Annotated in this window: 1 protein-coding gene and 1 pseudogene; both read left to right on the top strand. The window is 58.4% G+C overall.

Annotated elements, in window-relative coordinates; genetic code table 11:
- Nucleotides 1-461 (top strand): annotated as a pseudogene (locus tag HMPREF1627_RS01120) ((2Fe-2S)-binding protein); the annotation flags it as partial.
- The coding region (locus tag HMPREF1627_RS10345) for an FAD-binding protein (protein ID WP_158705794.1) at nucleotides 458-553 on the top strand (96 nt) is incomplete at its 3' end. The pseudogene HMPREF1627_RS01120 and the gene HMPREF1627_RS10345, both read left to right, overlap by 4 nt.

Here is a 553-nt window from a genome sequence, read left to right as displayed (position 1 = left end):
GCCGCACGGCGGAAGAGATCATGCCGGGCACGGAACGCGGTGACAACTACGAGGTCACTCACCGCCTCGAAGAGCGTGAGGGCGACCGCTTTGACGCGCAGATTGTTTGTGAGTGTGAGCTCATGAACCGCAAGATGTTTGAAACCTTGCTTGAGTCTCAGCCGGATGCAACGTTTGACGATTTGCGTCGCCAGCTTCGCCTAGGCATGGGCCCATGTCAGGGCGGTTTCTGCTCTATGCGCGCAGCGGGGATCACCCAGCAGATGGGGCGCGGCGACGCCGCTCATGTTACGGAGCTTATGCGCTTGTTCTTGAAGAATAGGTGGATTGGTTTGTGGCCGATCCTGTACGGGCGTCAGGCTCGACAAACGGCGCTCGATGACTGGATTTTCCAGGGCATTTACGACATTGAGCACCTTCCCACGGCGGACGATTCGAACAACAGTAAGGCAGTGCGATGACAACGGTAGTTATTGGCGCGGGTATCGCGGGACTTACCGCAGCAATCCGGCTTCGCGAGGCCGGCGAGCCCGTTATTTTGGCCTCGAAAGGT

The organism is Actinomyces sp. S6-Spd3, assembly GCF_000758755.1.
GTDB lineage: Bacteria > Actinomycetota > Actinomycetes > Actinomycetales > Actinomycetaceae > Pauljensenia.
This window is presented reverse-complemented; position numbering and strand designations above follow the sequence as displayed.